The 23,958-nt window shown below is 71.2% G+C and carries 20 protein-coding genes; 13 read left to right on the top strand and 7 right to left on the bottom strand.

The genetic code is table 11. The features are described 5' to 3' along the window. Positions 1-30: 30 nt before the first annotated feature. Both L8M95_RS04550 and L8M95_RS04545 read left to right on the top strand, forming a co-directional pair. The gene (locus L8M95_RS04550; RefSeq protein WP_260488313.1) at positions 31-894 is read left to right on the top strand and encodes an SDR family oxidoreductase; all 864 of its coding nucleotides are present in this window, start codon (positions 31-33) and stop codon (positions 892-894) included. A 5-nt stretch (positions 895-899) separates the two neighbouring features. Then, positions 900-1,298, top strand: coding sequence for a DoxX family protein (locus L8M95_RS04545; RefSeq protein ID WP_260489161.1), 399 nt, complete (start codon positions 900-902; stop codon positions 1,296-1,298). Between the two features lie 13 nt (positions 1,299-1,311). Here L8M95_RS04545 and L8M95_RS04540 read toward each other — a convergent pair whose 3' ends face one another. Together L8M95_RS04540 and L8M95_RS04535 are read right to left on the bottom strand one after the other, a co-directional pair. Further along, on the bottom strand, positions 1,312-2,340 hold the full coding sequence (locus L8M95_RS04540; RefSeq protein ID WP_260489160.1) for a mechanosensitive ion channel family protein: 1,029 nt from the start codon (positions 2,338-2,340) through the stop codon (positions 1,312-1,314). Between the two features lie 171 nt (positions 2,341-2,511). Continuing rightward, complete coding sequence (locus L8M95_RS04535; RefSeq protein WP_260488311.1) at positions 2,512-4,023, bottom strand: dolichyl-phosphate-mannose--protein mannosyltransferase; 1,512 nt, start codon at positions 4,021-4,023, stop codon at positions 2,512-2,514. A gap of 66 nt (positions 4,024-4,089) precedes the next feature. Between L8M95_RS04535 and rsmI the strand changes: the two genes are divergently transcribed. Next, positions 4,090-4,929, top strand: a complete 840-nt coding sequence (gene rsmI, locus L8M95_RS04530) for a 16S rRNA (cytidine(1402)-2'-O)-methyltransferase (RefSeq protein ID WP_260488309.1) — start codon at positions 4,090-4,092, stop codon at positions 4,927-4,929. 7 nt (positions 4,930-4,936) lie between these two features. Here rsmI and L8M95_RS04525 read toward each other — a convergent pair whose 3' ends face one another. Then, entirely contained in the window at positions 4,937-6,184 is a 1,248-nt protein-coding gene (locus tag L8M95_RS04525) for an aminodeoxychorismate synthase component I (protein WP_260488307.1), read from the bottom strand. Positions 6,185-6,285: 101 nt separating this feature from the next. Here L8M95_RS04525 and L8M95_RS04520 point away from each other — a divergent pair, with 101 nt between their 5' ends. From L8M95_RS04520 to L8M95_RS04485, 7 genes are all read left to right on the top strand, one after another. Next, positions 6,286-7,971: a BCCT family transporter gene (locus L8M95_RS04520; RefSeq protein ID WP_260488306.1), complete on the top strand. Its 1,686-nt coding sequence runs from the start codon at positions 6,286-6,288 to the stop codon at positions 7,969-7,971. Between the two features lie 9 nt (positions 7,972-7,980). Further along, entirely contained in the window at positions 7,981-9,834 is a 1,854-nt protein-coding gene (gene metG / locus L8M95_RS04515; RefSeq protein WP_260488304.1) for a methionine--tRNA ligase, read from the top strand. A 9-nt stretch (positions 9,835-9,843) separates the two neighbouring features. Further along, positions 9,844-10,710 carry a TatD family hydrolase gene (locus L8M95_RS04510; protein WP_260488302.1) on the top strand — a complete coding sequence of 289 codons (867 nt, stop codon included), beginning with the start codon at positions 9,844-9,846 and terminating at the stop codon, positions 10,708-10,710. A gap of 224 nt (positions 10,711-10,934) precedes the next feature. Beyond that, on the top strand, positions 10,935-12,125 hold the full coding sequence (locus L8M95_RS17495) for a transglycosylase family protein (protein ID WP_312027444.1): 1,191 nt from the start codon (positions 10,935-10,937) through the stop codon (positions 12,123-12,125). Further along, a complete protein-coding gene (gene rsmA, locus L8M95_RS04495) occupies positions 12,122-13,051 on the top strand; it encodes a 16S rRNA (adenine(1518)-N(6)/adenine(1519)-N(6))-dimethyltransferase RsmA (RefSeq protein ID WP_260489159.1) in 930 nt (309 codons plus the stop codon). The genes L8M95_RS17495 and rsmA overlap by 4 nt, the downstream gene beginning before the upstream one ends. Before the next feature lie 10 nt (positions 13,052-13,061). Further along, positions 13,062-14,096 carry a 4-(cytidine 5'-diphospho)-2-C-methyl-D-erythritol kinase gene (locus L8M95_RS04490; RefSeq protein ID WP_260488300.1) on the top strand — a complete coding sequence of 345 codons (1,035 nt, stop codon included), beginning with the start codon at positions 13,062-13,064 and terminating at the stop codon, positions 14,094-14,096. 2 nt (positions 14,097-14,098) lie between these two features. Then, a complete protein-coding gene (locus tag L8M95_RS04485) occupies positions 14,099-15,961 on the top strand; it encodes an ABC-F family ATP-binding cassette domain-containing protein (protein WP_260488298.1) in 1,863 nt (620 codons plus the stop codon). A gap of 18 nt (positions 15,962-15,979) precedes the next feature. Here L8M95_RS04485 and L8M95_RS04480 read toward each other — a convergent pair whose 3' ends face one another. From L8M95_RS04480 to L8M95_RS04465, 4 genes are all read right to left on the bottom strand, one after another. After that, a complete protein-coding gene (locus L8M95_RS04480) occupies positions 15,980-17,503 on the bottom strand; it encodes an HNH endonuclease signature motif containing protein (protein ID WP_260488295.1) in 1,524 nt (507 codons plus the stop codon). Positions 17,504-17,876: 373 nt separating this feature from the next. Further along, complete coding sequence (locus L8M95_RS04475) at positions 17,877-18,578, bottom strand: HAD hydrolase-like protein (protein ID WP_260488293.1); 702 nt, start codon at positions 18,576-18,578, stop codon at positions 17,877-17,879. Beyond that, positions 18,575-19,129, bottom strand: a complete 555-nt coding sequence (locus L8M95_RS04470) for a TetR/AcrR family transcriptional regulator (RefSeq protein WP_260488291.1) — start codon at positions 19,127-19,129, stop codon at positions 18,575-18,577. The genes L8M95_RS04475 and L8M95_RS04470 overlap by 4 nt, the downstream gene beginning before the upstream one ends. A gap of 67 nt (positions 19,130-19,196) precedes the next feature. After that, positions 19,197-20,813, bottom strand: coding sequence for a GMC oxidoreductase (locus L8M95_RS04465; RefSeq protein ID WP_260488289.1), 1,617 nt, complete (start codon positions 20,811-20,813; stop codon positions 19,197-19,199). An 86-nt stretch (positions 20,814-20,899) separates the two neighbouring features. Between L8M95_RS04465 and ppk2 the strand changes: the two genes are divergently transcribed. The 3 genes from ppk2 (at position 20,900) to L8M95_RS04450 (ending at position 23,953) form a co-directional block, all read left to right on the top strand. Continuing rightward, on the top strand, positions 20,900-21,802 hold the full coding sequence (gene ppk2, locus L8M95_RS04460; protein WP_260488287.1) for a polyphosphate kinase 2: 903 nt from the start codon (positions 20,900-20,902) through the stop codon (positions 21,800-21,802). A gap of 85 nt (positions 21,803-21,887) precedes the next feature. Continuing rightward, complete coding sequence (locus tag L8M95_RS04455; protein WP_260488285.1) at positions 21,888-22,931, top strand: enoyl-CoA hydratase/isomerase family protein; 1,044 nt, start codon at positions 21,888-21,890, stop codon at positions 22,929-22,931. Between the two features lie 263 nt (positions 22,932-23,194). Next, positions 23,195-23,953 (top strand): WecB/TagA/CpsF family glycosyltransferase, encoded by a 759-nt coding sequence (locus tag L8M95_RS04450; protein WP_260488283.1) that lies wholly within the window; start codon positions 23,195-23,197, stop codon positions 23,951-23,953. Positions 23,954-23,958 lie beyond the last annotated feature (5 nt).

The following is a 23,958-nucleotide window of genomic DNA, read 5'->3' as shown; positions in this document are numbered from 1 at the left end:
TCGACCCGGGCCCTTTACGTGGGGGAGTAGATGTCGAGGCGACGGATCAAGGACTACCGGGGCAGGGTCTGCGTGGTGACCGGCGCGGCCAGCGGGATCGGCCGTGCGGCGGCCCTCCGGCTCGCGCGGGAGGGGGCCCGATTGGTGCTCACCGACATCAACGCCGAGGGGCTGACCGCCGCCGAGCAGGACTGCAGGGACGCCGGTGCGCCCGTGCTTCTCGCCGAGATGGTCGACCTCACCGACCACGAGGCCGTGATGGCGTTCGGGGAGCGCGTCATGGCCGGAAGCGGTGCGCCCGACGCGATCTTCCACGTGGCCGGCAACTCGGCGTGGGGCCGCCCGGATCTGCTGGAGCACCGGGTCTGGCGTTCGATGGTCGAGGTCAACCTCATGGGCACCATCCACGTCGTCGAGGCGTTCGTGCCGGCGATGATGGCCGCCCGCAGGCCCGGGGCGCTCGTCATGGTCTCGTCCGCCGCCGGTCTGCTCGGCCTGCCGTGGCACGCCGCCTACAGTGCCGCCAAGTTCGGGATCCGCGGCATCGCCGAGGTGCTGCGCTTCGACCTGGCGCCGTACGACATCGGCGTGCACCTCGTCTGCCCCGGCGGCGTCGACACCCCGCTCGTGGAGACCGTCGAGATCGCCGGCGTCGACAGGTCCGATCCGGAGGTGGCCAGGACCGTCGACCAGTTCCGGCGCCACGCGGTGACCCCTGACGAGGCCGCCGAGAAGATGCTCGCGGGAGTGCGCAAGGGGCGCTACATCGTCTACACGTCCCCGGACGTCCGTCTCGGCTTCGCGGCACAGAAGTTCGCGCCGCCGCTGTACGGACTCGCGATGAGAGCGCTCCAGCGGCGGCTCACCAAGGCCGGCCGGGGCATCCTCCCGTGAGGGGGCTGGAGACCCTCCGGGATGCCGCGATTCTCCTGGCCCGTGTCGGGCTCGGGGTGGTGTTCGCGGCCCACGGGTGGCAGAAGTTCTTCACCCTCGGCCTGAGCCGGGTGGCCGAGCAGTTCGCCGGCTACGGCATCCCCCAGCCGGCGGTCACCGCCGCGATCGTCGCCGGGGTCGAGCTGGTCGCCGGGGCGGCCCTCATCGCCGGGCTCCTCACCCCCCTGGCCGGGATCCTGCTCGGGGTGGACATGGCCGGGGCCTTCTACTTCGTCCACGCCACCAACGGACCGTTCATCACGCAGAACGGGTGGGAACTCGTGGTGGCGCTGGGGGTGGGCGCGCTGCTCGTGGCGGCGGTCGGCGCCGGCCGGTTCAGCATCGACAGGGTGCTGGGAGGCTAGCGCCGACAGGGCCTCACTCCGAGGCCATCGCGCGCATCGCCGACACGGGGAGCCCCTCCGGGTACGGGGCGTCGATCCCGGCCTCGTCGAAGGCGTTGCGGATGCGGCGCCGCAGCTCCCGCTCCGTGGCCCACTGAGCGTTGGCCTGCGTCACCGCCGTCATCCGCAGCGACCAGAAGTCCGCGTCCAGCGCGTTCACACCCTGCAGTTCGGGGCCGGAGATGAGGTTCGACGCGATCGGCTCCTCGCGAGCCGCCTGCTTGGCGGTCTCGATGGCCACGGTGCACGCCCGGTCGACGTCGGCGGTGTAGGAGACCGGGATCTCGAGGAACGCCACGCCGAAGTCCTGGCTGTAGTTGCCGACGCGTTGGATGTCGCCGTTGCGGCAGTACCAGAGCGTCCCGTGCAGGTCCCGCAGGGAGGTGACCCGCAGGCCGACGTGCTCGACCGTCCCCTCGGCCTCGCCCAGGTCCACCCAGTCGCCGACACCGTACTGGTCCTCGAACAGCATGAACAGCCCGGAGAGGAAGTCCCGGACGAGTGCCTGGGCGCCGAAGCCCAGGGCGACACCGACGATCCCGGCGGAGGCGATGAAGGGCGCCACGTTGACGCCGAGGATCGCCAGTGTCTGCAGCACCACCCACACGAGTACGGCGAACGAGACGATCGACTTGAGCACCGACCCGATCGTGGCCATCCGCTGCGCGCGTCGTTCGGCCCGCTTGTGCTCGGTCCGCACGTGCTCCGCCGACCGTCGTCGATTGTTCTTCCTCAGAACCGCAGCGGTGAGACCACCACTCTCGTCGGCGGTGACCTCCTCGTGCGGACCGTCGGGGCCGGGGCCCGACGCGCTCGCCTCCGCCCGCTGGTCGGACTTCTCCTGACGGCGGCGTCGCCACGCGGACGGGGACCCGTCCGCCGACGGTGCGGTGACCTTGTCGATGCCCCGGTGGAGCACCCACCGCACCAGCAGCGCGAGCACGATGTAGAGGGCGATCATGACCGGTTTCTCGACCAACCATTGACGGGTGAGGTCGCTCATCGGGAGATCGGCAAGAGGGAGGAGTAGCTCGTTCACTGCCGCGACCGTACTGGCCGACGGCGTCCGGCGACACCGGGCCGGAGGCCCCCGAGGGTGGGGATCAGGCCCCGCACAGGCGGCGGTCAGGCCGTGTTCAGGACCCGCGAGCGGGGCGCGGACCCGGCCGCAGCCCTACCGCCAGGAGGGGAGCCAGAGCTGGAGGTTCCACTCGGCCTGGGTGATGGGCGTGCCCGCCAGGATCGGCAGCGCATAGATGAAGTTCACCGCGACCAGCGCCAGATACAGACAGACGATCGCGCGGCCGAGGAGTTGCCGCCTCGGGGAGTCGGTGGCCCGGCCGGCGACCTCGCCCAGGACCAGGGCGATCATCATGATGAAGAACGGCGCCATCACCGAGGCGTAGAAGAAGTACATCTGGCGGTCGTGCTGGAAGAACCACGGCAGGTAACCGGCCATGTAGCCCACGAGCGGGAACGCGTAGCGGCCGTCGCGGCAGATCACGGCGCGCCAGAACGCCCACGCCAGCACGGGGATGGCCAGCCACCAGATGGCCGGCGTCCCCAGCAGCATGATCGCCCGTACGCAGGAGGCCTCCCCGCAACCGGTGACGCCCTCGCCCTGCTCGACGTAGTAGAGCATCGGCCGCAGGCTCATGGGCCAGGTCCAGGGCTTGGACTCCCAGGGGTGCCGGTTCCCGGCCGAGGTGGTCAGCGTGGAGTGGAAGTCCAGTACCGACGACTGGTAGTACAGCCACGACTGCACCGCGTCGGGCATCCAATTGTCCTCGACCTCGTCGCCCACGACGTGCCGGTACACCGAGTTCTCGCCTGCGAACCAGGGCAGCCACGTGAACATGTGCAGGATCGCCGGCCAGATCACCAGGGTGAGGAAGGCCGGCACCGCATCGCGGACCAGCGCTCCCGCGAGGGGCCGCCGGATGGCGTAGCGGCTGCGCAGCGCCCAGTCCCAGGCCACGGTCATGAGCCCGAAGAACGCGATGAAGTAGAGGCCGGACCATTTGACCCCGAGCGCGAGTCCCAGCATGACGCCGGCGGTGAACCGCCACCAGCGGAACCCGAGGCGCGGCCCCAGGTCGGACAGGTGGAGCCGGCCCTCGAGCGCGGCGCGGTGCATCCGGGCGCGCATCTGGTCGCGGTCCACCAGCAGGGCGCCGGCGGCCGCGACGACGAACAGCACCTGGTAGATGTCCAGCATCCCGATGCGCGAGGTCACGAACGTGACGCCGTCGAGGCACATCAGTAGCCCGGCGACCAGCCCGAGCTGAGTGGACCTGGTCAGTCGCCGGGTGATGCGCATGACCATGAGCACCACGGCCACCCCGGCCAGGGCCGCGGTGAACCGCCAGCCCAGGGGCGAATAGTCGAAGAGCATGCCGCCGATGGACTGGATCTGTTTGGCGACCGGCGGGTGGACGACCAGGCCGTAGGCGGGGTTCTCCTCGATGCCGAGCTGGGAGACGTTGTACGACTGCGGCGCGTAGTGCTTCTCGTCGAAGACCGGGGTGCCCTTGTCGGTGGCCGAGGTCAGGCCCCAGAAGCGCGAGAGGAACGCCAGGACCAGGATGACGCCGGTGACGATCCGGTCGCGGGTCGTGTCGACCGGACCGGTGTCGGGGGCGGGCAGCGGGCGTCCTGGTGAGCGCACGCCGATGGTCGAGGTCACAGGCCGAGCATAGTGGGGGCCCTGCGCGGGGCGGGGAGGTGCCCGGCCACCGATAGGGTGGTCGGCATGACGTCCGGACGTGTCGTGTTGGCGGCCACCCCCATCGGGAACCCGGCCGATGCCTCGGACCGGCTGCGGCAGGTCCTGGCGTCCGCCGACATCGTGGCCGCAGAGGACACCCGCCGGCTGCGTTCCCTGTCGACGGCCCTCGGGGTGACCATCGCGGGGCGCGTGATGAGCTTCTTCGAGCACAACGAGGCGGGCCGCGTGCCACAGTTGATCGAGCGGGTCCGCGCCGGGGACGTGGTGGCGGTGGTGACCGACGCCGGGATGCCGGCCGTGTCGGACCCCGGATACTCACTGGTCGTGGCGTGTATCGAAGCGGGGCTCCCGGTGACGTGTCTGCCGGGACCGTCTGCGGTCACCACGGCGCTGGTGCTCAGCGGGCTGCCGGTCGACCGCTTCTGCTTCGACGGCTTCCCGCCGCGACGGCCGGGGCGTCGCCGCACGTGGCTGGCCCGGTTGGCGACCGAGGAGCGCACGTGCGTGTTCTTCGAGTCCCCGCACAGGCTGGCCGACACGCTCGCCGAGGCCGCGCAGGTCCTGGGTGCGGATCGCCGGGCCGCGGTGTGCCGGGAGCTGACCAAGACCTACGAGGAGGTTCTCCGCGGCACCCTGGGAGAGCTGGCCGAGCGGACCGCAGGCGGCGTACTGGGGGAGATCGTCGTGGTCGTCGAGGGTGTCGACGGTGCCGGGTCGACCGCCACACTCGAGGACCTGGTGGAGATCGTCGAGGAGCGTGTCGAGGCGGGGGAGCGGCTCAAGGACGCCTGCGCGGCCGTGGCCGAGGGGTCGGCGGTGACCAAGCGGGACCTGTACCAGGCCGTGCTCGACTCGCGTAGCTGACCGGCCGCTACCAGGGCGCCTGGCCGCCGCCCCAGGTGAACGCCGCCTTGTGCACGCACTCGTCCCATTCGGCGTCCGGGTCGGAGTCGATCGTGATGCCGCCGCCCACGCCGAACTCGCACCGCCCGTCGGGGGCGATCTCCAGGGTGCGGATGGCCACCGACAGGTCCAGTTCCCCGGGCCCCGCGATCCCGATCGCGCCGCAGTGCAGGCCCCGCGCCCGCGGTTCCCACCCGGAGATGAGCTCGCGCGCCCGCAGCTTGGGGGTGCCGGTGACGGACGCGGGCGGGAAGGTGGTGTCCACGAGCTCGGAGTGCGGGACGCCGGTCCGTGCGGCGACGGTGGAGACCAGGTGCCACACCCCGGGTGCGGAGTGGACGGTGAGCAGTTCGGGGACCGTGACCGAGCCCAGGTCGGCGGTCCGTCCGAGGTCGTGTCGGACGAGGTCGACGATCATGATGTTCTCTGCCACGTCCTTCGTCGACGCGCGCAGCTCGGCCGGGTCGGCGGTCAGCGGCAGGGTCCCCTTGATGGGCGAGGAGCGGACGTCGCGGCCGCGCCGGGACAGGTACGTCTCCGGGGAGAGTGACACGATCGCGCCCCACGGCCCGGAGAGGAACGCCGCACGCCCGGCCTTCGTCCGCCGCCACAGCGCGCTGAACAGCGCGATCGGCTCGCCGTGCAGTCGGCCGTCCAGGCGCGTGGACAGGCAGGCCTGGTAGATCTCGCCGGCCCGGATCGCCTCGAGGCAGGACGTGACGGCCGCGCGGTGGGCGTCCCGGTCGGGGGCCGCCCAGTCGAGGGTGGGGACCTCGTCGTCGTCGTGGACGGCGCTGTGGTCGGCGCTGTGGTCGTCGCCGCCGTCCGGCCGGACGGCGAGGTCGTCGGGGGAGGGGACCGTGCCCCGTGCGGTCCAGCGGCCGTCGTGGCCCAGGACGAGGAGCCCGTCGGCGCGCCCGGACACGGCCTCGGGTAGCAGTCGGGTGGCGCCGGGCGGGACGTCGGGGTAGGAGCGGAACCCCAGCGTGACGTGCGGATCGGTGCCGTCGGGCTCGACGACGACGAGGGGATCACCGGCGAACACGTGAGCAGGATCGACGGGTGCCAGATCGACCGACGGGGCGATCACCGCGGCGGCGCCGAGCCAGTCCCCGAGCAGGGCCGCCGGGGGCGGGAGGCCCTCACGCTCGGCGCGGCGCGCGCAGGCGTTCAGGACCGCGATCGGATCCGGCGGCAGTCCCGCCCACGTGTGCACCCCTATAACGTGGCAGATCCCGGTCGACCGAGCCCATCCGGGTGCCGTGTGAAGACGTATTTAACGCGCTCAGGTACCGATAACGTGCTACTGCTGTCTAGGTGACCACAAACGCCGAACACCCCGTCCCGTCGTCGTCACCAGGCAGCGGCTCCGACGACCCGGGCGCGGCACCGAAGCTCAGCCTCGGGGTCTTCGTCCCCGCGCTCGTGCTGGTCGTCGCCGTCCTCCTGTGGGGTCTGGGGTTCACCGACTCCTTCCAGTCCGTGTCGACGGCCGCCTTCGACTGGACCGCCCAGAGCGTGGGCTGGCTGTTCGTCCTGGCGGCGACGGTGTTCGTCGCGTTCATCCTGTGGTTGGCGTTCAGCAAGTTCGGCAACGTCAGGCTCGGGCCCGACGACGAGGGGCCGCGCTACCGCACCACCAGCTGGATCTCGATGATGTTCGCGGCGGGGATGGGCATCGGACTGATGTTCTACGGCGTCTCCGAGCCCCTCTCGCACTACATCGACACCCCGCCGGGCGCCCGCCCCGGGGTCACCACGGCCATGGCGACCACCACATTCCACTGGACCGCACACGCGTGGGCGGTCTACGCGGTGGTGGGACTCGCGCTGGCGCTGACGGCCTACCGGTACGGGGGGCGTCACCTCATCTCGGCCGCATTCGTCCCGCTCATCGGGGAGCGGCGCGCGCGGGGCTGGATGGGCAAGGTCCTCGACGTCCTGGCGATCTTCGCGACCGTGTTCGGCACCGCCGCCTCGCTGGGGATCGGCGCACTGCAGATCCGCGCCGGGCTGGCGGAGACCGGCACCGTCTCGGCCGAGAGCGCCGCGGTGGCCGTGGGGATCATCATCGTCCTCGGCCTGTGCTTCGTCATCTCCGCGGTCTCCGGCATCGACCGCGGGATCCAGCTGCTGTCCAACATCAACATGGCCATCGCGGTGGCGCTGGCACTGTTCGTGCTGGTCGCATCCGGCGCGGCCGTGTTCATCCTCGACCTCATCCCCACATCGCTCGGTGGCTACATCGGCACCTTCTTCGACATGGCGTCGCGGTCCGGGGCGAGCGTCGACGGCACCGCCGGCGAGTGGCTCTCCGGATGGACGGTCTTCTACTGGGCGTGGTGGATCTCCTGGTCGCCCTTCGTCGGCATGTTCCTGGCCCGGATCTCCCGTGGTCGGACCATCCGCGAGTTCGTGGTGGGCGTGCTCATCGTGCCCAGCGCACTGAGCATCCTGTGGTTCTCGATCTTCGGCGGGGCCGCCCTTGACCTCGAGCTCCGCGGGAGGAGCATCTACGGCGACGGTGACTCCACTCTCCAGCTGTTCGCCCTGTTCGGCGAACTGCCGTTCACAACCGTCCTGTCGTGGGTGGCGGTGGTGCTCATCGCGATCTTCTTCATCACGGGGGCGGACTCGGCCTCGATCGTCATGGCCGGGATGTCCCAGGAGGGCGCGGAGAAGCCCGCGCACTGGATCGTCGTCCTGTGGGGCGTCCTCACGGGGGCCGTGGCCGTCCTCATGCTGCTACCCGGCCTGCGCGCGGGCGAGCCGGACAGTGCGCTGAACAGTCTTCAGAACCTCACCATCATCGCGGCGTCGCCGTTCGTGCTGGTGCTGGGCGCGCTGTGCGTCGCCATCGTCAAGGCCCTGTCCCGCGACCCGTTCATCACCGAGAAGGTCTACCAGCTGCCCAAGTCCGAGCGTGCGCGCCGGCGGGGGCGTGTCGCCGCGGGTACGGCCGGGGGGAGCACCACCTCCGGGGACGGGTCGACCACCGCCTAGTCTGTAGCCATGGCGAAGACAGTCCTCACCGCGGTCGCATGGCCGTACGCGAACGGCCCCCGGCACATCGGACACGTCTCGGGATTCGGGGTGCCGTCGGACGTCTTCTCGCGCTACCAGCGGATGGCCGGCAACGACGTGCTCATGGTCTCGGGCACCGACGAGCACGGCACGCCCCTGCTCGTGCAGGCCGAGAAGGAGGGCGTGCCCGTCCAGGAGCTCGCCGACCGCTACAACCGCGTCATCGTCGACGACCTCGCCGGCCTCGGGCTGAGCTATGACCTGTTCACCCGCACCACCACGCGCAACCACTACGCGGTGGTGCAGGAGCTGTTCCGCGGCCTGCACGCCAACGGCTACATGGTCGCCAAGACCACCACCGGCGCGGTGAGCCCGTCCACCGGCCGGACCCTGCCGGACCGCTACATCGAGGGCACGTGTCCCATCTGCGGTGACGACGGCGCCCGGGGCGACCAGTGCGACAACTGCGGCAACCAGCTCGACCCGGCGGATCTGAAGAACCCGGTCTCCAAGATCAACGGTGAGACGCCGAAGTTCATCGAGACCGAGCATTGGTTCCTCGATCTGCCTGCGCTCGCGGACTCGCTGGGGGACTGGCTCAAGGGCCGGAAGGACTGGCGACCCAACGTCCTCAAGTTCTCGCTCAACCTGCTGGAGGACCTGCGTCCGCGCGCCATGAGCCGCGACATCGACTGGGGGATCCCCATCCCGGTGGAGGGCTGGTCCGGCCGCGGCGACAAGAAGCTCTACGTGTGGTTCGACGCCGTGGTGGGCTACCTGTCCGCGTCCATCGAGTGGGCGTGGCGCTCCGGCGAGCCCGAGGCGTGGCGGCGCTGGTGGACCGACCCCGAGGCCGTGTCCCACTACTTCATGGGCAAGGACAACATCACCTTCCACTCGCAGATCTGGCCGGCCGAGCTCATCGGCTACGACGGCCGGGGCGCCCACGGCGGCGAGCCCGGGGCGCTGGGTGCACTGAACCTGCCCACCGAGGTGGTCTCATCTGAGTTCCTCACCATGTCGGGGTCCAAGTTCTCGTCCTCTCGCGGCGTCGTCATCTACGTCCGGGACTTCCTGGCCGAGTTCGGCCCCGACGCACTGCGCTACTTCATCTCGGTCGCGGGCCCGGAGAATCACGACACCGACTTCACCTGGGACGAGTACGTGCGCCGCACCAACTCCGAGCTGGTCGGCGGCTGGGGCAACCTCGTCAACCGCACCGTGTCGATGGCGCACAAGAACTTCGGCGAGATCCCGCGGCCCGGCACCCTGTCCGGCATCGACGCCGAGCTGCTGCGCGAGGCGGAGTCGGCCTTCGCCACCGTCGGCGCGCACCTGGAGCGTTCCCGGTTCAAGGCGGGCGCCACGGAGGCCATGCGCATCGTCGGCGCCGCCAACCGCTACATCGCCGCCACCGAGCCGTGGAAACTGGCCAAGGAACCCGACCAGCGCGAGCGCCTGGGCACCGTCCTGCACACCGCGCTGCAGGTCGTCTCCGACGCCAACACGCTGCTCACCCCGTACCTGCCCTCGGCCGCGCAGCAGATCCACGGCGCGATCGGCGGGCAGGGTGTGTGGGCCGCCGCCCCGCAGGTGCACGAGGTCACCGACGACATGCCGGTCGAGCTCGTCGGAGTCGGGCTGCCCGACGCCGGCCGCAGTTACCCGGTGATCATGGGCGACTACGCCGCCGAGCAGGCGCGGTGGGCGCGCACCGAGATCACCCCGGGCACCCCGCTGGCCAAGCCCAGTCCCCTGTTCGCCAAGGTCGACCCCGAGCTGGCGGAGACCGGCCCCGGCTGGGCGCCGATCCAGCACGCGTCGGACCGCGGGGAGGACTGAGGCGGCCGTATGGGTAAGCGCAAATCCCGCCCCACGCCCGTCCTGCCCGAGCCGCTGCCAGGGCTCTTGGACGCCCACACGCACCTCTACTCCTGCGGGCACCGCACCGCCGACGAGGTGCGCTCGGCCGCCGACCGCGCCGCGCTCGCCGGGGTGGCGGCGATGGTCACGGTGGGCGACGACCTGGCCGAGTCCGAGGCGGTCGTGGCCGCCGCCGAGGCCGACGAGCGTGTCTACGCCGCCGTGGCCGTGCACCCCACCCGCGCCCGCGAGGTCACCGACCCCGAGCGTGGCGAGCAGGTGCGGGCGCGCCTGCGCGAGCTCGCCGCCCACCCGCGGGTCGTCGCGGTGGGGGAGACCGGCCTGGACTACTACTGGGTCCGCACGATGGACGGGTGCGCCGACCCGGCCGAGCAGGAGGAGTCCCTGCGCTGGCACGCCGGGCTCGCCGCCGAGTTGGGCAAGTGCCTGATGATCCACAACCGTGACGCCGACGGCGATCTGTTGCGTGTACTCGACGAGGTCGCGGGCCCCGGGTCGGGCATCCCCCACGTGATGCTGCACTGCTTCTCCTCGCCGCTGGACGTGGCGCGCGAGGCACTGGACCGCGGTTACGTCCTGTCCTTCACCGGCAACGTCACCTTCAAGGCCAACGACCACCTGCGCGAGGCGGCACGTCTGGCCCCGGCCGGGCAGCTGCTCGTGGAGACCGACGCCCCGTACATGGCGCCCGAGCCGTTCCGGGGCGCACGCAACGAGCCCGGCCTGGTCGGGTACACCGCCCGGGCGATCGCGGAGGTCCGGGGGCAGAGGCCGGAGGACTTCGTTGCGGAGGTCGCCGACACCGCCCGCGCCGTCTTCGGCCTGACCGTCTGACGGGCGGGTCCGCCCGCGCGGACAGCGCGTGTGGCGGGTGGTACTCGTGAGGGCCGAGTGGCGAGTGTAACGAATCGTGATCTGAAACCCTCGTCGTCGTCGACTCGTCCTCGCATGTCAGGGGCGTCACGTTGCCTCCACCCGACCCGCTCGTTACGCTATCGTGATGAAACGCGAACGGCCGTACGGCAGTTCGCGGAGCTACCCGAGGAGAGAACCGACCAGTGGTTGACGACGCACGGACCGACACCCCCACGGGCGCCCGACCCACCGCGACCCGGGGCATGCTCGCCCCCGTCAAGCGACTCCACGAGTCCCGCTCCACCATGCTGCGGCTCTCCGTGGCCGGGATGCTCACCACGCTCGTCGTGGGTGGGGTCGCGGCGCTGGACCAGCGCACGCAGTACACCCTCGAGGTCGACGGCGAACAGCTCGAACTGGTGACCTTCAGCTCCGACGTCCGCGCCGCGCTGGCCGACGCCGGTTACAGCGTCGACGAGCGGGACGTGGTGATCGCTCCCGGTGACCGGATCGGCGACGGCGACACCGTCACCCTCCTGCGCGCCCGGCCCGTCACCGTCGAGGTCGACGGCCGCAGCGAGCAGGTGTGGACCACCGCCACCACCGTCGCCGACCTGGTGGCCGAGCGGGAAGACGTCCCGCCCCGCAGCTACGTCACCCCGCGCATCGACTCCGAGGTCCCGCTCGACGGCACCACCGTCTCCGTGGTGACCCCGCGCGAGCTCCTGCTGTCCGACCACGGTGGCCCCGCCACCCCGATGGCCTCGCCCGGCGAGACGGTCGGGCAGTTCCTCGAGCGCGCCGGCATCACACTCGGCCCGCTGGACACCGTCAGCCCCGCCGTCGACGCGCCCGCCGAGCCCGGCACCCCCGTGACCGTCACCCGCGTCACGGTCGCCGACGAGACCGCGGTCGAGCAGTTCGAGGCCCCCGAGCAGACCACCGAGGATCCCGAGGCGACCGAGGGCGAACGCACCGTCGTCGAGCCCGGTGTCCCCGGGGAGCGCGAGGTCGTCCACACCATCACCCGCGTCAACGGTGTCGAGACCGAACGCGCCCGCGGCGCGGAGAAGGTCCTCACCGAGGCCCGCCCCGCCGTCGTCCGCGTGGGCACCAAGCCCAAGCCCTCCGCGCCGGCCGTGTCGAACGGAGGCGTGTGGGACTCGATCGCCCAGTGCGAGTCGGGCGGCAACTGGGGCATCAACACCGGCAACGGCTACTCCGGCGGGCTGCAGTTCGCCGCCGGCACCTGGACCGGTCACGGTGGCGGGCAGTACGCGCCCAGCGCCCACCTCGCCACGCGTGAGCAGCAGATCGCGATCGCCGAGAAGGTCCGGGCATCGCAGGGCTGGGGCGCCTGGCCCGCCTGCACCTCCAAGCTGGGTCTGCGCTGACCGGCCCGGACGCGACCTTCCGCGGGCAGGCCGAACCACTCGGCCCGCAGGAGGTGCGCGCGCTCGCCGGGGAACTGGGCATCAAGCCCACCAAGACCCTCGGGCAGAACTTCGTCCACGACGCCAACACGGTCCGCAAGATCGTCACGGTCTCCGGCGTGGGCCGCGATGACACGGTGATCGAGGTCGGCCCCGGCCTCGGGTCGCTGACGCTGCCGCTGCTCGACGCCGCCGGCCACGTGGTGGCCGTGGAGATCGACCCCGTGCTGGCCGAGCGCCTGCCCCGGACCGTCGCCGAGCGGGCTCCCGGGCTCGTCGACGCCCTGACGGTGGTGGGCGCCGACGCATTGGCCGTCTCCGGCGCCGACCTCGTGGGACCCGGGGTCCCGTCGCCGACCGCGCTGGTGGCCAACCTGCCCTACAACGTCTCGGTGCCCGTGCTGCTGCACATGCTCGCCGAGGTGCCGACCCTGCGGACCGCGCTGGTGATGGTGCAGCTCGAGGTGGCCGATCGCCTCGCCGCCGCCCCCGGCTCCCGCGTCTACGGCGTGCCGAGCGTCAAGGCCGGGTTCTTCGGTACCGTCCGCCGCACCGGGGTCGTCGGCCGCAACGTCTTCTGGCCCGTGCCCAACGTCGAGTCGGGCCTGGTGCGGATCGACGCCCACCCCGAGGCCCCGTGGGATCTGGGCGAGGCGCACCGACGTCGGGTGTTCTCCGTGGTCGACGCCGCATTCGCCCAGCGTCGCAAGACCCTGCGCGCCGCCCTGTCCGGGTGGGCGGGCTCCGGCGCGAACGCCGAACTCGCGCTCACCGAGGCCGGCGTCGATCCGAAGGCCCGCGGCGAGCAGCTCACCACCGCTGACTTCGTCCGCATCGCGGAGGCGGCGGCGCGGCTCGGGATCGGTCCGGCACACCGCGAGCCGTAGGCTGGTGGTCATGCCCCGCGACGCCTCCACCCCTGCCGGCGTGCGCGCCGTGACCGCCGTCGCCCCCGCCAAGATCAACCTCCACCTCGGCGTGGGCGACGTGCGGGCCGACGGCTACCACGACCTGCTCACCGTGTACCGGGCCGTGGACCTGTGGGAGCGGGTCACCGTGTCGCTGGACGACGCCGCCGACGACGACGCCGGGTACGACGACGAGGTCGTCGTCACCGGGCCCGGGGCCCCGCACGTGCCGACGGACCGGACCAATCTCGCCGCCCGGGCCGTCGACCTGCTCCGCGAGGAGGCGGGATCGGATGCCCGGATCGCCATCCGGATCCACAAGGGCGTCCCCGTGGCCGGCGGGATGGCCGGCGGCAGCGCGGACGCCGCCGCTGCCCTGGTGGCCACGGATCGGCTGCTCGGTCTGGGGCTCGGCCGGCCGGCGCTGGAGGAGCGGGCCGCCAGGCTGGGCAGCGACGTGCCCTTCTGCATCCGCGGCGGCACGGCGCTGGGAACCGGGCGCGGCGAGAAACTCGCCACGCTGCTGCACGCCCGCGCCGAACAGCACATCGTGGTGGCCCTGGCCGACGGCGGGCTGTCCACCCCGACGGTGTTCGCCGAGCTCGACCGGCTGCGCGCCGAGCTCGACCGGCTACGCGCCGAGGGCGACCGGCTACGCGCCGAGGGCGACCCGGTTGATCCCGAGCGGGGCCTGCCGCGCGCGGGCGGGGTCGACCCTCTGGTCGTGGCCCTCGCGGGCGACGACCCCGCCGCCGTGGCCGGGCTGCTCGCCAACGACATGGAGGCAGCAGCCCTCTCACTCATGCCCGCCCTCCGCCGGACCCTGCGCGTCGGCAAGGAGGCCGGAGCACTGCACGGCATGGTCTCCGGCTCCGGCCCCACCTGCCTGTTCTTCTGCACCGACCGTGACCACGCGATCGCCGTCGCCGCCGAGATCAGCGAGCACGGCGTCGCCCGCGAGGTCCGCGTGACCCGCGGCCCGGTCGGCGGTGCGCACATCGTCGACGACCCCACAGGAAAGTAGAGATGGCCCCCACCAACCTCATCAACCTCGAGCAGTGCTCGGTCTCCTTCGGGATCCGGCAGGTGCTCGACAACGTCTCACTGGGCGTCAACGCCGGCGACCGCATCGGCGTCGTCGGCCTCAACGGGGGCGGCAAGACCACCCTGTTGGAGATCCTCACGGGCGTGGCCGAACCGGATTCGGGGCGTGTTTCGCAGGTCAGCGGCCTGCGGATCGCCGTGGTCACGCAGCGGACCGAGCTCGCCGCCGACACCGTGGGCCAGGCCGTGGTCGGCAGGCTCGGCCTGGCCGTCCACGAGTGGGCCGGCGACGCCCGTGTCCGCGCGGTGCTCGACGGCATCGGCATCCACGACCTGGGACTGGACACGCCCGTCGAGGACCTGTCCGGGGGCGAGCGGCGGCGGGTGTCGCTCGCCGCGGCCCTCGTGCAGGACCTGGACCTGCTAGTACTGGACGAGCCGACCAACCATCTCGACGTCGAGGGTGTCCAGTGGTTGGCGGACCACCTCGTCGCGCGACCGAGCGCCCTCGTCGTCGTCACACACGACCGGTGGTTCCTCGACACCATCGCCACCCACACCTGGGAGGTCGTCGACGGCCACGTCGAGCAGTACGAGGGCGGTTACAACGACTGGGTGTTCGCCCGCGCCGAGCGCGACCGCCAGGCCGCGGCCACCGAGTCGCGCCGACAGAACCTCATGCGCAAGGAGCTCGCCTGGCTCCGCCGCGGCGCCCCGGCGCGCACCTCCAAGCCGCGGTACCGCATCGAGGCCGCCGAGGCGCTCATCAAGGACGTGCCGCCGCCCCGCGACTCGCTACAGCTGTCGAGCTTCGCCGCTCGGCGCCTGGGCAAGGTTGTCATCGAGCTGGAGGACGTGCGCCTCGACGCCCCCGACGGCCGCACCCTCGTCGAGGACCTCACCTGGCGACTGGCGCCCGGCGAGCGCGTCGGTCTGGTCGGCGTCAACGGCTCCGGCAAGACCACGCTCCTGCGCGCCCTCGCCGGTGAGGCCCCGCTCGCCGCGGGCAGACGCAAGGAGGGCAAGACCATCCGGATCGGGTGGCTGCGCCAGGAACTCGACGACCTTCCGCTGGACCAGCGGGTGCTCGAGGCGATCGAGGACGTCGCCGCCCGGGTGGCGTTCGGAAAGGACGAGCTCACCGCCTCCCAGCTGGCCGAGCGGCTCGGCTTTTCGCCGGCCCGGCAGCGCACGCCCGTCGGCGACCTGTCCGGTGGCGAGCGGCGGCGGCTGCAGCTCACGCGCGTCCTCATGGCCGAGCCCAACGTCCTGCTGCTCGACGAGCCCACCAACGACCTCGACATCGACACGCTGCGCCAACTCGAGGACCTGCTCGACGGCTGGCCCGGCACGATGGTCGTCATCTCGCACGACCGCTACCTCGTCGAGCGCATCTGTGACTCGGTGTGGGCGCTGTTCGGCGACGGCCAGCTCACCAACCTCCCGCGCGGCATCGACGAGTACCTCGAGCGCCGTCGCGTCGCCGGGGCGGCGGGCGACTCGGGCAAGGTGTCGCGCTCCGCGCCGGGCGCCGCGTCTGCTTCGGCTGGCGGTTCTGTGGCTGGCGGTTCTGAGGCTGGCGGCGCGGACGGGTCTGCCACGGCTCCCGCCCTTTCCGCAGCCGAGGAGCGGGCGCTCACCAAGGAGATGTCGAAGATCGAGCGGCAGATGGGCAAGCTCGACAAGCGCGAGGCCGAACTCCACAAGGCCATGGCCGATGTCTCGGCAGGGGCGATGGACACCGAGAAGCTGGCCGCCCTGGACCGCGAGCTCAAGGACGTCTCTGCGGAGAAGGACACGCTCGAGGAGCGCTGGATGGAGCTGGGCGAGCAGATCGAGGGCTGAGTCGCACGGTCGGCCGACCTAGGCAGCCGACTGCGACCCTGGTTCGCTCTCGGCAGCGTGTAGTCGCTGTTCCGCCTGAGCGCGCAGGTACCTCCGTTCGGAGGCGCGACGGTGCCGGGTGTGCGGTTGGCGCTGCGATCCGGGGATGCTGTCACCGGTTCTGCCGGCTTCGGCGGCCTCCTTCTGTAGCCGGGAGCGTTCGGGGTGTCGCGGTGCGCCGAACTCCGCCAATGGGCCGGTGGGGGTGGTGATGACGCGTGTCCCGGGGTCCTTGTCGGGATGGTTCGGACCATGGATCCACACGTAGTCCCCGTCAGGGCTCCGGTAGTAGGCCCAGATGCCATCGGTCTTGAGGCGATGGTGGGTGCGGCAGATGCTGCCGAGGTCGTCGCTGGTGGTGTATCCGCCGCGCTGGGGATCCTCGTGGTCGAAGGGGATGATGTGGTCGAGGTCCGTCTTGTCCGCCGGGGTCTGGCAGCCCGGGAAGACGCAGGTGCCGTCGCGGCCTCGACAGAAGCGCGCCAGTGCCTCCGAGGGGCTGTACCGGCGGGACGCCTCACTGTCCGGGTCCGCGAGCGTGTCGATCGCGTCGAGCCTGCGTCTGGCGAATCGCTGCAGTTCGTCGGACGTGAAGCGACTGACGGGGCCATAACCTGCCACGAACAGTCCCCGGAAGTCCGCGTCCCCGTCGTCGTAGGCGTGGATCACGACCCGGCGGGCCGCGGCCATCGCGTCCGGGTCCGTGGGGTGGTCTCCGTCGGGTGCGGGCAGACAGGTCCAGCCGCGGCTCAGGGCGAGGAGGCCGGCGGCCCTGAGTTGCCCGATCGACCGGGGGTCGTCTGTTGCGGCGGTGCGGACCAGGGCTTCGATCCGTTCAGTGATCTCCAGGCCGTCGACGGCTGAGAGGGTCGCGGTGAGCAGCGCGAGATCGCCCGTGACCGGCGTCATCTTCACGTTCTGCTCTCGCCGAGCCTGTTGTGCGCGGGCGTCCGCTCCCACGGGGTCGCAGCTCGCGACGTGCTTGCTGAGCATCTTGCGCAGCGGCCCGATCCTGGGCGGGTGGGTTCGGCGCCTCGTCGGTGCGAGTCCCTCGCTGATGCGGCGGTCGAGTTCCGGCATGAGACGGTCCTCCACCAGGGCGGTCTCCTCGGCGATGGCGTGGGCCGCGTCGACTCCGATCCACCCGGTCGTCAGCAGTGTCGCGGTGAGAGGCAGCCGCTCGGTCAGTTCTATGGCGGTGGCCACCAGCCGAAATGCCCCGCGGCGGGACAAAGCCATCGAGGCGCTCACCATGGTCGCCGCCGTGTCCAGAGGATCGCGTCGCTGGTCGCTCCGGGTGGACCTGGATACGCAGTCGTACGCATAGGCCACGGTGCGGCCTTCGGCAGCGTTGATCGCCCGTTGCGCGAGATAGCCGCGTCGCTGTCCGGGGTCCCATCGGCTGAAGGCCTCGGGCACGACGACGTCGGTGGCGGGGGTCGGGACCGTCGTGAATCCCGGAGGGACCACGAACTGCGAGTGGGCGGCGTCTGTTGTGTTCATGGTTCGACTGTATGTTCGAGGTACGACATGGTCGGGAGAAAAAGCTGGCGCGGTCGCGACCTGCGGTGCCCTGGATGCCCCGTTCAGGGCACCGCAGGTCAGACGGCACTGCGGTTCAGATGGCACTGCGGTTCAGACGGCACTGCGGTTCAGGCGAAGGCGTTGACGGCAGCAGGCAGCGCGGCGGCGTAGGTGAGGCATGGCGGTACGGCGTGCCACCGCGCCCGGGCGCTCGATGGATACCGGCAGCCCGTGGGCCCGGGCGGCGTCTGCAGCCTCGTGACCTGCGGTGCCCTGGATGCCCCGTCCAGGGCGCCGCAGGTCAGACGGCACCGCGGCTCAGACGGCACCACGGTTCAGGCGACGCCGCAGGTCAGACGGAGGCGTGGACGGCAGCCAGTAGTGCGTCGGGGTCCGTGAGATCCGGCAGGACGGTGTGGGCGCCGGCGGCGCGGAGGTCGTCGGCGGAGACCCTGCCGGTGGCGACAGCCACGCAGACGGCACCCGCGGCGCGCGCCCCGCGGACATCGTGCACGTGATCGCCCACGACCACCGACCGCCCGGGGGACACGTCCACACCGCGGGCCCGGGCCGCGGCGATGGCGTCGCGGACGAGGTGGGCGCGGTCCGCGTGGTGATCACCGAACGCGCCGAGTCCGGGGTCGGGTAGCCCGTCGAAGCCACAGAGACGCAGCTTGAGAAGCGCGGTCCGCCGCATGTTGCCCGTGACGATCCCCTGGTGCAGTCGCGGGTCCGCGGCCAGGGCGGCGACAGCCTCGTGGGCGCCGGGCAGGGGACCGCCACCTCCGGCCAGGAGATCCTCCCCGAACGTTTCGCAGCGCCGGGATACTGCATCCATCAGTGCCGCGACCACCTCGTCGTCGTCGACACCTATCCCGTTGATCTCCAGCAGATCGGTGAGGATCGCGCGGTCGGTCCGTCCGGCGAAGGACGCGCCCATGACGGGGTCGCGGCCGAGGAGGTCGGCGAGCGCCGGGGTGATCATGCGGGTCCCGAAGCCGGCGGGGTCGAGGAGGGTGAGGTCGAGGTCCCACAGGACCAGTACGTCGCTCACGTCCCGAACGTCTCCAGCAGCGGCGCCAGCCAGGTGGTGAGGAAGGTGCGGAGGTCGTCGTCGGAGCGGGCCTCGGGCGAGTCCAGGCACAGCACCGACCAGCCCACGTGCACGCCCACCTCCGCGACCAGGTCCAGGCGGCCGGCCAGTTGCGGGAACCGCTCGGCGGCGGGGACGAGGAGCGCGACCGCGTACTGGCGGGCCCGTTCGGCGGAGCCGGGGTCGAAGATGGGGTTCGAGCCGCCGCCGAGCGTGAGCGCGCGCAGGAGGGGATCGTCGAGGATGCAGTGGCGGCCCACCACCACGATCTCCACGATCAGCTCGAGGGGCGTCGTCGCGGCGTCGAGCACATCGGTGAACGCGCCGGTGAGCATGGTGAGTCGCTCGGAGACGGCCTGCGAGACCAGGTCCTCGCGGCTGCCGAAGATGGAGTAGACGGTCTGGCGGCTGACCTCGGCCTGCTTGGCGACCGCGGCGATCGTGACGCCCCTGAAACCGGCGCGCCCGATGACCGCTCGGGTGGCGTCGAGGATGGAGTCGCGGGAGCGCACCCCGCCAGTATCCCGGACGCCGCCGGACGCCGTGCCCGAAAAACGGTGCCCCTAGAAGTCGGCGCCCCTAAAAAACGACGCCCACGTCCTGCCGCACGATCCTGTCCAGCGCGCGCTCGGCGATCGCGGCGATGGTCAGCGACGGGTTGCACGCGGCGGTCGTGCCGGGGATGAGCGCGCCGTCGACGACGTACAGCCCGCGCTGGCCCAGGACGCGGCCGTCGAGGTCGCAGACCTGTCCCATGACGGCGCCGCCGAGCGGGTGCCAGGTGGAGTTGAGCATGCGGTTGGTGTCCGTGAGGTGCCCGGTCGGGCCGGCGATGGCGCGTGCGGTGCGGTCGACGTGGGTGAGGATGCCGGAGTCGCCGCCGGCCGGCCATCGGATGATCCCGCGGTCCTGCGCCGCGTCGTAGACGACCCGACCGCGGTCGGCGCTGACGCCGTAGCCGACCATCACCGTGGTGTGGGGGTCCGGTCCGAACGGTGGGAGCGAGGCCTGGATGACGGTGTGGGCGGTGGCGGGGTCGGACCAGTTGAGGCTGCCGTAGACCACCGGTCCGCCCTGGACGGCGCCGAACCCGGCGGTGGGGTCGGTCCACAGGTAGATGCGGTCGGCGTTGGTGCCCCAGCCGCTGCCGACGGCGTCGGGCAGGTCGGTGACGGCGTCGGTGGCGTCGGCGCGGGTGAGCAGGGTGGAGGTGCCCACCGAACCGGCGGCCATGATCAGTGCCGGGGCCCGCATCGACAGCGTCCGGACGAGCCGTCCGGCGGTGTCGAGGACCTCCACGTCCAGCTCCCAGCGGCCGTCGGGCAGGCGGCGCATCGCGCGCACGTCGTGCAGTGGCCGGACCTCGACCAGGCCCGTGGCCTCGGCGCGGGCGAGGTAGGTGAGGTCGACGGAGTGTTTGCCGCCGTTGTTGACGCCCAGGGAGCTGTCGCCGTTGGTGTACGACGGGCGCATCTCGCCGCGCAGTTCCGCGAGGGCGTAGTCCCAGTCGATCGGCATGGGGATCTTGCGCAGGGGGAGCCCCGCGTCGCGGACGCGCTGGGCGAAGATCCGAGAGGCGGCGTACTGGGGTGCGGCGACGAGCTCGTCGGGGGCCTCGGCGAGGCGCAGCATCCGGGAGACGCGTGGGTAGTACTCGCGTTCCATCTCGCGCCAGTCGATCGCGCCGGGGAACCACGTGTGGAACAGCTCCTCGGTGGGTTGTAGCGCCATGCCCTGGTAGATGAGGGAGCCGCCGCCGACGCCGGTGGCGCAGACGGACGTCATGTTCTCGCCGACGGACGCCTCGAGCAGGCCGGTGTGGCGCGGGAGGTCCACGGGGCGGCCGAACACCTCGGCCGGCGAGCGGAACCACAGGGCGCGCTCGTCGGGGAAGGTGGCGCTGGGGAAGGTGGTGGAGTCCGGTCCGGTGGGCCAGCGGCGGCCTCGTTCGACGACGACGACGGCGACGCCCGCCTCAGCGAGACGAAGCGCCGAGATGCCGCCGCCGAATCCGCTCCCGACCACGATGCACCGGTGGTCCTGCACCTCGTGGGGGATCCGTCCGGGTGCGGGGGAGTCGGTCGCGACGCCGGCGGAGTCGGTCGGCTGGGCGGCAGCCGTGGGGTCGGTGGCCAGGGCGGCGATCCCGGCCGCGGCGACGGTGCCGAGGAAGCCCCGGCGGGAGATGTGCGACATGGGCGTGAAACTAGACAGTCTGGCTGAAAACTGTCAACATCGTCGTCCCGGCCGAGGGGGCCGGGCTGGGTCCGTAGGCTCGGGCCATGAGCAGCAAGAAGCCCTCCGGCAAGAGCGACAGCAAGAGCGCGTCCAAGAGCAGTGCCAAGAGCGGTGTGAAGAAGAAGGACCTCCTACCCAGCGGTCTGGAGAAGCTGCCGAAGAAGGCCTACGAGGCCGAGCTCGAGCGGCTGCAGGCGGAGCTGGTCGAGATGCAGGCGTGGCTCCGGGAGACCGGCAACCGGATGGTGGTGGTCTTCGAGGGGCGCGATGCCGCGGGCAAGGGCTCGGCCATCAAGCGGATCACGCAGTACCTCAACCCGAGGCACGCCCGGATCGTGGCATTGCCCGCCCCGACGGAGGTGCACAAGACGCAGTGGTACTTCCAGCGCTACATCGAGCACCTGCCGGCGGCCGGAGAGATCGTGATCTTCGACCGGTCCTGGTACAACCGCGCCGGCGTGGAGCGGGTGATGGGCTTCTGCACACCCGACGAGTACCGCCGGTTTCTGCACCAGGCTCCGATCTTCGAGCGGCTGCTGGTGGAGGACGGGATCATGCTGCGCAAGTACTGGTTCTCCGTGTCCGACGAGGAGCAGGAGCGGCGGTTCCGGTCGCGCCACGATGATCCGATGCGCCGCTGGAAGCTCTCGCCGATGGATCTGGAGTCGATCACCCGGTGGGAGGACTACAGCCGGGCCAAGGACGAGATGTTCGTCCACACCGACATTCCCGAGGCCCCGTGGTTCACGGTGGAGTCCGAGGACAAGAAGCGCTCGCGGATCAACGTCATCTCGCACCTGCTGTCGACCGTGCCGTGGGAGAAGCTCGACCCGCCGGAGCTGGAGATCCCCGAGCGGCCGAAGGGCGCGGATTCGAACTACGACCGCCCGCCGCGCGAGGAGTTCAGGTATGTCCCGGACGTGGCCTCGCAGTTGCTGGAGGGCTGAGGCGGCGGGCCCGCATCGGGGGCAGCGAAGTAGGAATTCCTAGTATCCGTGCGACGGTCGGTGGGCGGCCTGACACTATGGGGTCATGAGCGAATTCGTCAGCAGCCGGCGTGATGGCCGGATACAGCACATCGTCCTGGATCGCCCCAAGGCCCTGAACTCGCTGGACCTGTCCATGTGCCGGGCCCTGCACACGGCGCTGGACGAGGCGGCCAAGGACGAGGACGTCGAGGCCGTCATCACCACGAGCACCTCGGAGAAGGCGTTCTGTGCGGGTGGCGACATCCGCGCGCTGCGCGACGCCGCGGCCGCCGGTGAGCACGAGAGGAACCACGAGTTCTTCTCCGAGGAGTACGCGATGGATCTGGCGTACCACACGCATCGCGTCCCCACGGTCGCCGTGATCCACGGGGTGGCCATGGGCGGAGGCCTGGGAGTCTCGATCAACGGCTCGCACCGCGTGGTGACCAAGAAGGTCATGATGGCCATGCCGGAGACGGCGATCGGCTTCATCCCGGACGTCGGCGCCAGCCACTTCCTGCCGCGCCTGTGCGGCGGCGGTGCGCGCGGTCTGGCCGTGGCGATCTACCTCGGCACGACGGGCGTGCGGATGAACTCCGCCGACGCCCTCTTCACCGGCCTGGGCACCCACCTGATCGACGACGACGAGCGCAACGCCTTCGTCGACGCGGTCGCCGCCATCGGCTTGGCCGACGCACTGAAGAGGTTCGGTCTCGAGCGCTCCGAGGCGGGGGAGTCCGCCGTCGAGGCCCGTATCGAGCGCATCGAGGACGTCTTCTCCCGCGACACCGCGCAGGAGATGATCGCGGCGCTCGAGTCCGGTGAGCAGGACGAGTGGGCCACGTCCACTCTCGAGATGCTGCGGTCGCACTGCCCCACGTCGATCGTCGCCACCATCGAACTGCTGCGTGCCGGCGCGAAGGCCGAGGACCTGCGGGAGTGCCTGGACAACGAGCTGGCCCTGGGCGCCTGGATCACCGCCCGCCCGGACTTCGTCGAGGGCGTGCGGGCCGTCGTGATCGACAAGGACCGCAACCCCACCTGGGACCCGGCGGACCTCGACTCCGTGGACGTCGACGCCATCCGCTCGGCGCTCGCCGGGAGCTGATCGGGCACCTACGCGGCGGGACGACGCGCGTGCCCCTCGGCCGGATCTCCGGTCGGAGGGGCACGTGCGTCCGGTCGGGTCTGGTCCTGGGCTGGCCGCCCGGCGGGGACGCTGTTCACTTTGCCCGTACAAGGTCACCTGCAGCGCGTATTATCGGGCAATGGACGACCACCAGGTGTGGGTGCCGGATGCGGTGAGCACTCGCAGATGCGTAGGCCCGAGAGGTTTGAATCGGGTCCGACTCGCAGGTCGGGATTAGTCGTATGGCCAATGGGATGAACCTCGCCGGAGTCACCGTTACTCGTGCCACGCAGGACGACGTCGTCACACGAATCGGCAACTCGATCAGGCAACGCCCGTCAGTGGCGCTCGCCGTCGGCTCGGTGAACCTCGACCACCTCCACCACTTCCCGGACGGTACGGGAGTCCAGTCGGTCACCCACCCGGTCGAGTGGCTGTGGCTGGCGGACGGGATGCCGATCGCGTGGAGGGGGAGAACCCTCACGGGGCTGGCCTGGCCCCGAGTGACCGGCGCGGACTTGTTACCGGCAATCCTCAGCTCGGCGGAGAACTCCGACGCCCGGGTCGGGTGGCTGGGTGGGACGCGATCCATGCACGACGACCTCGCCGAGGTGATGGCGCAGCGCTGGCCGCGACTCGACGCGGGATCGGTCTGGGCTCCGAGCCGAGAGGAGCTCGATGACCCGGACAGAGCGCGAGCGATCGTCCGGGGCATCGCCGCCGCACAGGTGGACATTCTGGTGGTCGCATTGGGAAAGCCGCGCCAGGAGCAGTGGATCGACACCTATGGCGCACTTTCCGGAGCTCGGGTACTGCTCGCTTTCGGAGCATCGGGAGACTTCCTGGCGGGCAGAGTGGCGCGAGCACCGCAGTGGATGCAGAAAACCGGAGCGGAATGGCTCTACCGGCTTTATCGCGAACCACGACGACTTGCGCGCCGATACCTGATCGAGGGCCCGCAGCAATTCAAGAAGCTGCGAGGGGCAACTCTCGATGCGTGACTTCT

It is taken from the genome of Dietzia sp. B32, assembly GCF_024732245.1.
Classification (GTDB): Bacteria; Actinomycetota; Actinomycetes; order Mycobacteriales; family Mycobacteriaceae; genus Dietzia.
The sequence above is the reverse complement of the archived record's forward strand: the minus strand, read 5'-3'. Positions and strand labels throughout refer to the sequence as shown.